This window comes from Endozoicomonas sp. ONNA2 (genome assembly GCF_024606365.1).
GTDB lineage: Bacteria > Pseudomonadota > Gammaproteobacteria > Pseudomonadales > Endozoicomonadaceae > Endozoicomonas.
Genome location: NZ_JAHHPO010000927.1, coordinates 1 through 8,756, shown reverse-complemented (window position 1 = coordinate 8,756; position 8,756 = coordinate 1). Strand labels below are relative to the sequence as shown.

At 49.5% G+C, this 8,756-nt stretch carries 7 protein-coding genes; 4 read left to right on the top strand and 3 right to left on the bottom strand.

Going from position 1 to position 8,756, the window contains the following annotated elements:
- Window positions 1-765 precede the first annotated feature (765 nt).
- The 4 genes from KDK14_RS16475 (at window position 766) to recQ (ending at window position 4,828) form a co-directional block, all read left to right on the top strand.
- Complete coding sequence (locus KDK14_RS16475) at window positions 766-1,038, top strand: type II toxin-antitoxin system RelE/ParE family toxin (protein ID WP_257266266.1); 273 nt, start codon at window positions 766-768, stop codon at window positions 1,036-1,038.
- A 20-nt stretch (window positions 1,039-1,058) separates the two neighbouring features.
- Window positions 1,059-1,337, top strand: coding sequence for an addiction module antidote protein (locus KDK14_RS16470; protein ID WP_257266265.1), 279 nt, complete (start codon window positions 1,059-1,061; stop codon window positions 1,335-1,337).
- 199 nt (window positions 1,338-1,536) lie between these two features.
- Window positions 1,537-2,181 carry a transposase gene (locus KDK14_RS16465; RefSeq protein ID WP_257266264.1) on the top strand — a complete coding sequence of 215 codons (645 nt, stop codon included), beginning with the start codon at window positions 1,537-1,539 and terminating at the stop codon, window positions 2,179-2,181.
- Between the two features lie 388 nt (window positions 2,182-2,569).
- Window positions 2,570-4,828 (top strand): DNA helicase RecQ, encoded by a 2,259-nt coding sequence (recQ, locus tag KDK14_RS16460; RefSeq protein WP_257266263.1) that lies wholly within the window; start codon window positions 2,570-2,572, stop codon window positions 4,826-4,828.
- Window positions 4,829-4,891: 63 nt separating this feature from the next.
- On the opposite strand, the gene KDK14_RS16455 is transcribed toward recQ, so the two are convergent.
- The 3 genes from KDK14_RS16455 to KDK14_RS16445 all read right to left on the bottom strand — a co-directional run bounded on the left by KDK14_RS16455 (window position 4,892) and on the right by KDK14_RS16445 (window position 8,551).
- Window positions 4,892-7,126 carry a FimV/HubP family polar landmark protein gene (locus tag KDK14_RS16455; protein ID WP_257266262.1) on the bottom strand — a complete coding sequence of 745 codons (2,235 nt, stop codon included), beginning with the start codon at window positions 7,124-7,126 and terminating at the stop codon, window positions 4,892-4,894.
- 115 nt (window positions 7,127-7,241) lie between these two features.
- Window positions 7,242-8,273, bottom strand: coding sequence for an Asd/ArgC dimerization domain-containing protein (locus KDK14_RS16450; RefSeq protein WP_257266261.1), 1,032 nt, complete (start codon window positions 8,271-8,273; stop codon window positions 7,242-7,244).
- Between the two features lie 122 nt (window positions 8,274-8,395).
- Window positions 8,396-8,551: a hypothetical protein gene (locus tag KDK14_RS16445; RefSeq protein WP_257266260.1), complete on the bottom strand. Its 156-nt coding sequence runs from the start codon at window positions 8,549-8,551 to the stop codon at window positions 8,396-8,398.
- Window positions 8,552-8,756: the final 205 nt, after the last annotated feature.

Genomic DNA, 8,756 nt, shown 5'->3' with positions numbered 1-8,756 from the left:
AGAAAATTGAGGATAAAAAGTCGGAAATTTTTAGACCAATTTGCTGCCACCGCACAACTGCATGGATGCAGGAGCTAGATCAACGCAGGAACAGTTGCCGCGTAGGGCAGTCTATTCTCGGACAGCCTCCCACGCGCCCCCGCGCTCCTGTCTTATATCACCGCCTGCGCGGCCCGATTAGGTGATGCTTTACGACGGGGCACTCAGTTGTGCCGGAATTTTGAGAGAGCCGTTTTTCTGTAGCGCCAGAAGGTCCATCTCCCGGGCGAGCATAAGCGTAAGCCGACTGCAGTCTTTCTCCAGGCGAATCAGCAGGCGAATCAGCAGGTATTGTTGCAATAGGCTCAGGGCAGTGTCGGCCGCCGAGGGTTGGCGAGTCGGTACAGGGGATGATTTTGGCAGTCATGGACAGCCTCCTTGAAGTTGGTTTTTAAACCACCTCCCAGAGGTTTCAATCTCGTGATGGAGGCGGATCGGGTGGAGTTGGAACTACCGGCCTTCAAGGATAACGGCCAGCCGAAAGGCTACCCCACCCGATCCGCCATAAATAGGCAAGCAGGGATGCTACGCACAAAAAAAAAAAGCCGCGACATAATAGTGCGACTCGTGCGCCTTGAAGGTATCCGGGGTTCCAATCCCTGTGCTGGATTTTGCCAACACACTAACAATGCAGCACCCTGTTAACATTGCTAACAAGTGTTTTTTTGTTTGCACTTTTTTTGTTTGCACTTTTTTTGTTTGTAGCCTAACGGCTACAGTTAGATAATGAAATACGACGTGGTCTCGACCGAGATATTTAACCAATGGTTCCGGCAATTGCGGGATCGTCAGGCCGCCAAAGCCGTTGCCCTGCGAATTGAACGTGCCAAAGCGGGCAATCTGGGGGATGTCAAAGCGGTGGGCGATGAAGTGAGTGAAATGCGCCTCTTTGTTGGCAAGGGTTACCGCCTCTACTACACCCTTCGCCATCAGCAACTGGTCATTCTGTTGTGTGGTGGCGATAAAGCCGGGACATTAAAAAAGCCAAAGAACTGTTGAAACAACTGGAGGACTGAACAATGGTACTGAAACTGACCCCGCTTAATCCCGTAGAAATGCTGCGGGATGACGAAATAGCCAGCTTCCTCACCGAAGCGTATCAGGATGATGATCCAGCGGTGTTCATTATTGCCCTGGGCGATGTGGTCAAGCACAGAGGTGTTGCCGAGCTGGCAAGACAGACCGGCCTTAACCGGGAAAGCCTCTACAAAGCGTTCAACGGCAAGGTTCAACCCCGCTGGGATACGGTTCACCGCCTGCTCAAAGCGTTGGGCGTTAAGCTGGCTGTTGCTGTCTGACGAAGCCCTGAAAGCTCCCGGAAACAATCCGGGGGCAGGGGCAGCGCAACCTGTGGCGCTATTTTGATACAACATTATTTTCTAACCTATTGATTTAGGCTCTTAATGGATTCCGGGGAGTTGTCACCAATACGCTTTTCCCGACTATGAGTAATGAGCTTTCCAGTGTAAAACAGCTTCACGAAGCTATACGATCTCCTTGATAACGCCAAGTGCTTCCGAACGCATACGCGAACTCCGCTGGTCTGAAGGCATAATATGCCCCCGCTGCAAAAATGATGACATTACCCGTCAGGGTAAGGATGAGTCACAGCCAGAACGGCAGCGCTATTTCTGCAAAAAATGCAGGCGTAAGTTCGATGACCTGACTCTCTCCGTCTTTTCTGGTCACCATCAACCACTGAAAATTTGGGTTAGCTGTTTGCATCTGATGTCACTGGATATATCGAATAGCCAGATTGCTCAAGAGCTTGATCTGAACATCAGCGATGTCCAGAAAATGACCCGGCAACTCAGGGCGGCTGTATGTAGTAAACAGCCCGATGTGGTTCTCACCGATAAGTACGCTATTTACAGCAAAATGAAGGAGTGGGGCTATGGGTATAAGTCTGTCTGCCATGGGGCTGGAGAGTACGTTCGGGATGAGGACGGCGATGGTTTCCACGAGGTTCATGTGAACACAATGGTGGGATTCTGGTCGCTGCTGCGCTCTTGGTTACGTCCTCATAGAGGAATATCACAAGAGATGCTCCCTCTGTATTTGGGATTCCTTGAGTGTCTGCACAACATTAGAAAGCGTGGGAAAGCTGCGCTATCCGGCCTTCTGGAAGTATTATTCAGGTAACTCCCCGGAATCCATTAAGAAGCATCTTTTCAAGCAAAAGACACTGAGAAGACTATGCTAAAGGCTTTGGAGGCCATGGGCTTACGGTCTTGGTGAAAATAAGGAATTTCCTGTATCTATTCCTCAAAATAATTGCCAAATCGATTTCTACACAAACCAGCCACGATCCAGCAAAAAGGTTGAAAATGACAGCAAAAAGGCGGTAAAAAGGGCAAACATTGGAATCTCCAACTTGAATTCAAATAGATATTTGAGCCATTGAGCCTTGACTGGCAAGATCAGCAGTTACCGGACAGCCACCCGGAATGCCCGTGTAACGTATATGGACCCACTTGTTTGAGGGGTGGCAGCAATACCCCAGTACAGAGAGTTTACACAGAACATCACTATGTCCGGAACAGCACTAGAACTACTCAATTCCGTCTTTGGATACGATGCATTTCACTCACATCAGAGCGCCATTATCGACAACATACTGGCTCGCAACGACACGCTGGCTATTATGCCCACCGGTGGTGGCAAGTCTATCTGTTACCAGATCCCCGCCCTGATCTTTCCGGGTCTGACCCTGGTGATTTCACCGCTGATCTCCCTGATGGAAGATCAGGTTCATCAACTGACGTCTCTGGGCATTCCCGCTGCCCTGTTAAACAGCACGCTCAGCAGTGCTGATTATCAAAATACTTTGGGCCGGGTACACAATGGCAACATCAAGCTGCTGTATATGGCGCCGGAAACCCTGATGCTGGAACGTACACAGCAGTTGCTCAGCAACATCAACATTGACTGCCTGACTATAGATGAAGCCCACTGCATCTCCGAATGGGGGCATGACTTCCGTCCGGAATATCGCCAACTGGCGGAGGTACGTCGGCACTTGCCCGGTGCCGTCTGTGTGGCACTGACAGCCACCGCCACCCCCAGGGTACAGCAGGACATTAAAAACAGTCTGCAGATGTCCGACTCCAATGAGTTTATCGCCAGCTTTAACCGGCCCAACCTCTATCTGGAAGTTATGGAGAAGAAAAAACCTGTTGCGCAAACCCTGCAGCTGATTGAGAAATACCAGAATCAGTCTGGCATTATTTACTGCAATTCCAGAAAACAGGTAGATGAACTGTCCCGGATTCTTGCAGATAACGGTTGTTCCGTAGCGCCCTATCATGCCGGACTGACCAGTGAACAAAGGAAGGCCAATCAGTCCGCTTTTATCCGGGATGATATTCAAATTATGGTGGCCACCGTGGCCTTTGGCATGGGCATCAATAAATCCAACGTTCGCTTTGTTCTCCACTTTGATATGCCCCAGAACATTGAAAGCTACTACCAGCAGATCGGCCGTGCCGGGCGGGACGGTCTGCCCGCCAACTGCCACTTCCTGTTCAGCTATGGCGATATTCAGAAGGTCAAGTTCTTTATCAACCAGAAACCCGATTCTGAACAACGCATCGCCAACCAGCACCTGAACGCCCTGATCGGCTACGCAGAAGCCGAGGAGTGCCGCAGAACACCACTGCTGCACTATTTTGGTGAAACCTATAGCCAGGAAAACTGCCAGCTATGCGACAACTGCCTGTCAGAGAAACAACCGTTAACCGATGTGACCGTGGCCGCCCAGAAACTGCTGTCTTGCATCTATCGCACAGGACAACTCTTTGGTATTTCCTATGTGATTGATGTCTTGCGTGGTTCAAAATCCAAAAGAATCCAGCAGCGCCAACATGATCAGATTCCCACCTACGGTATCGGTACTGAATTGACCAAACCTCAGTGGCAGCAGTTGGCTCGCAAATTGATACAGGAGAACCTGGTACATCAGGATGCAGAATACGGCAGTTTAAAACTGACAGACCATGCCCGTGCAGTACTCAGGGGCGCTCAGAAAATTCAGATCAGGCTCACCCAAAGAGCAGAACCTGCCAGTAAAGCCGCGACAGATAAACAGAGCAGCCTGGACTATAACCACGAGCTGTTTAATATCCTCAGAGCCTGTCGCAAGGTGTTGGCAGACCAGGAGAACGTACCGCCTTACATTATTTTTTCTGATAAAACTCTGATTGAAATGTCGGCCAGATTTCCACAATCCAGGTACAGTCTGCTGCAGATCAGTGGTGTCGGTCAGGTAAAACTGGATCATTATGGCGATGCGTTTCTCCATGAAATAACTTCATTCTGCGATAAAAATCAGATAGAAGAAATCACCAAACCTTCTGTCAGAGAAAGCCTTCCCAGTCTTCGGACAGCAAGCCGAGGCAGACATGTTACGGTTGGGGAGTCGTTCAGCAAGCACAACTGTCTCAGCCGTCTTCAGGATGAGTTCAATCTGAAGTTGCCTACCCTGCTGGGCCATCTCTACAAATACCAGACGGAAGTCGCTCATCTGCCGGTTTCGGACGCGTTTCTCCGACTGTCCCGATTATCGCCTGAACGACAAACCCTCGTTCTGGAAGCCATTAATAACCATGGTACTGATCGTTTGCGGCCACTGTTTGATGCGTTGCAGGAACAGGTTCCCTATGATGAGTTGCACCTGTTAAGACTGCACTATCTGGTGCAAAACAGGAAATCGTACGTGGAAAAAGAGACGACAATAGATGGAAATCAAAGTACTAAAACAGATATTGGAACACTTGCCCGATCAATATGAGTTTGCCTTGAAAAACCTCGGGTAAGGTGAATAAGTCTTTATCGGGCCCTGCAGACAAACTCATCAACTGGTTCCGGGATTCTGCAGAAGTACCATGGCTTCTTGCTTCTGCTCATCACTGCCCTGCTCCATAACTTCCTGCAGCATTGCAGAGGCCCCTTCCCTATCCCCCATGTCCATATAAGCCCTTGCGAGATCAAGCTTGGTAGCCACCTCATCGCCTTCGGAGAGGAAGTCCAGGTCATCATCCAGAGAAGCTTCAAGCTTGGAACCACCTCCATCAGAGAAAGCTGCCTGACTATCCCGGGCAAGAAAATCGTCTGCCTCAGAACCAAAATCAAAATCATCCAGTTCATCAAGCTCACCGGTTTCAAACTGTGCAGCGGCTTGAGGCTCTTCATCCAGTTCAAAATCATCCAGGTCAAAGCCCAGGTCATCCAGAGAGTCTTGACCCTGCTCAAGACCATCCAGATCAAGATCTGGCAACTGATCCATCGCTTCCGGCCCTGAAACACTTTCAAATGTATCAGAGAACCTGGCCTTGAAGACCTCCGCTTCACGCAGTGCAGTACTATCTCCAACCGCCTCAAGATCTGCTAAAACCTGATTGAACTTATCAAAATCGCCACTTTCTGAATGAACCTCAAGAAGCTTCAGCTTGAGGTCAGACCTTCCCGGTTCATTCAAGATTGCCTCACCCAATAATTCCTCAGCCTGATTCAAGCGACCGTAGCCAATATAAATATCAGCTTCACTCAGCGGGTCTTTGGTCTGCTGAGTCGTTTCCCGGTCAGTTGCTACTTTAGAATCATCTGAGGCCAGCGCTTGATCAAACTTGAACTCATCCTCTGCGCTGGGAGAGGTTACTGGCTTTGGGGAGGCATCAATCGATACCCCCTTGAGTGGTTGAATGTTCTTATCATCATCTTCATCTTCCAGTGCTTCTTGCCGTTTCCTGCGCCGCTGATAAAAGAGCCAGCCAGCACCTCCCAAAGGTATCAAAGCGAGAAGAAGCATTATCAGGGGGTTGCCAAAGAGCGTATCTGCCATACCGGGCCCGGGCACTGCCTCAGGCTGGTGCTTCATGGGTAACGGTGGTGCTGACCGGGGCTGATTCTGCAAGGCCGCCAACTGATCGTCTTTCATGGCAACAAGACGCTTCAGGGTAGACATCTGATCATCAAGATCTTTCAACCTGCTCTTGAGTTCAGCATTCTCCCGACTCAGCTTGTCCAGCTGTTCACGGGTCACGGCCAGCTCGGTCTGCAACGCGGCATTGCCACCGGCTGCGTCCCCACCAAGATCCTGTCCACGTCCACTGGCGGCAGCACTTGAAACAATGGCAAGCTGGCCATCTAAAGTCTTTAGAGAATCTGTGGGAACTGATGATGTTCTTCTGGTGGCATCCAGTTGAGCAATCTGGCTGCGCCCATGAAACTGACGATTCTGTCTGGATACATCAGCAATCGCTTCACTGGCAGTCAAACTGGTAATGTCATTGCGATCCGGAATCCTGAGAACCTGCCCACTCTTGAGGCGATTGATATTGTTATCAGTAAATGCCTCAGGGTTGCCACGCTGAATCGCCAGCATGGTTTGCTGTACCGTCACATCGGAATCAGGACGCACTCTCTCGGCAATTTCCCAGAGCCTGTCATTTCTGTTCACACGATAACTCCGGGATGTGCTATCGGATACATTCGAAGAGGCGTTATTGTGACTGAAAGCAGCCGACCGAATCGGCCGTGGCTGAATGGAGTCTCCGTATTCAACCGGTTTCTGTGATGGCGCATAGTAACCATCTGCCCCGGGTGGCTCGTTCCACCCGGAGTCAGTTCTTCCATAATGGGATGGCAATGATGCGGGCTTGTCAACAGGCGCTGAAGCCTGACCATTAAAGACTGGAGGATCAAGAAGAATCGTATATTCTTTCAATAAACGACCACTTGGCCAGTGCACCTCAAGCAGAAAATTAAGATAAGGCTCATGAACAGGGCTCAGACTGGTGACTTTGATCAAACCCCTGCCATCAGGGCCAACTTTGGTATCAAACCGAAGATTATTCAAAATGAAAGGACGATCAACACCCGCCCGCTCAAAATCTGTTTTGCTGGCAAGATTAGAGAGAATCTCATTACGTGTGAGATCATTGATCTGCATTAACTCTATCTCAGCCACCAGGGGCTGATTTAAAGCGGAATACAGCTTCACCTCCCCCAGACCCAGCGCATGGGAATTAACTGAAGCGATCCCCCCTGCCAGCGCTGACATCACTACGACAAGTTTTTGCAGTTTCATCGTGAATCCTTGTTTTATACGTAGACTGTTTAAGCCCCTTCTGCCTTCAGCTATTGAGAAAGCAGCCCCCCTGATCTCTTAACAGCAAGGGACGCCAAGCAGTTAACTTAAATTATCACTCGGCAAAGTCGTTTATCAATAACCCAATCAATTCAACAGTATGAATAGAACCTCTCCTGAAGCTATCGGCCACCATCCAGAAACTCAAGTCTGTTTGATAAACTGACTGCTGCCGGATCTTGCCAATATGCAGCTGATCACTACCCGCAGCGTCTTCAAGGGTGGGTAATCCAGAACCATCAGCCACTGATATTTCAGTAAGTTCTGATAGTAAAGACGGTATTTCCTGAATATCAACCGGTTGGACAGTATCCAGATCAATGACAAAGCTGTCACCAAAAAATACCGGGGCTGTGATGGCGGTCAAACGAATGTCCAACTCTTCTCCCAGGGCCAACAGAAGTTCATTGCGTATATTGGCTTCATGACCGATTACATCGCCCTCTCCTGCATCAACTTCCGGAATCAGGTTGTAGGCCAGACGAGCGGAAAAATCTCCATGCTCTACTGGCTTGCCGTTAAGCAATTCAATGGTTTGCTTTCGCAGGGCATCGACACCTTTTTGACCAAGCGCAGCCACCGGCTGCATGACCACCAGATTGATGCCACTGAGGGTGAACCGCTGGTGCAGCCTTTGCAGCAGGGGAAGTAAGCAGGCAACAGCAGAACCGGGTACAGCAAAGTAACGGTTATCCATCGCTTCTTCGATAAAATGTTTGTTCAAGTTGACCATTACCGGCACCGTATAACCCCGGGATGCAGCCCCCTTTGAGGCATCAATAATGGCACAACCACTCTCAACTGCCCGGCTTATTAATTCTGCATTTCGGTCACACCCGGCTGGCATCACCAGAATGTCCGTGACGGAAAAGTCGGCTTCATCAGCCGGAATAAACTCTAATGTTTCGCCATGAAACTCAACGGCACCAGAAACCTGACCAGACTCAACGAGCGGATAAAGGCTTATTACCGGTGGCGGCATACCATTCAACATACCATTCAAAAAAGGTTCTTCCAGCTGGCGAACCAGAGTTTCACCGGCCAGTGTGTCGGCAGCGTAAATAGCAATATTGTATATTCGGTTCATGGATAAAAAGCCCGGAAAGCAAAGTAAAGCATGGAATTGGTTGACATTGTTTCAGCCGCAACCACACCAACAATAAAAAAATCATTGACTCTATACAGGGCGTTGACAACAGGCAAGCAGATTCAGACAGTTCCCTTGAAAAGTTTGAAATACCCGCGGGCAATGGGTTGATCACGACACTCCTGGCGGGCAATACCGCCGGTGAAGACCATGGAACCTGTTATGTGAAAAGGCTCGGCAAATGCCCCAACTGGCTTACCGGTCTCAGCGGTGGCCATACCGTCAGATCCAGTGTCGAACAGGCTTCCAACTGATCAATAGGGGCTAATAACAGTGTCGAGTAACCTATGATTATCTTGGTTAATCTGCTTTTTTTATTGCCTTATTCAACGGTTGCTACTACCTGGGAGGCTGTCTGAGAATAGCGCCGCCCGTAGCGAGGATTGCGAGAAATTGAGGCTAAAAATTTCTGATTCTGAGGAG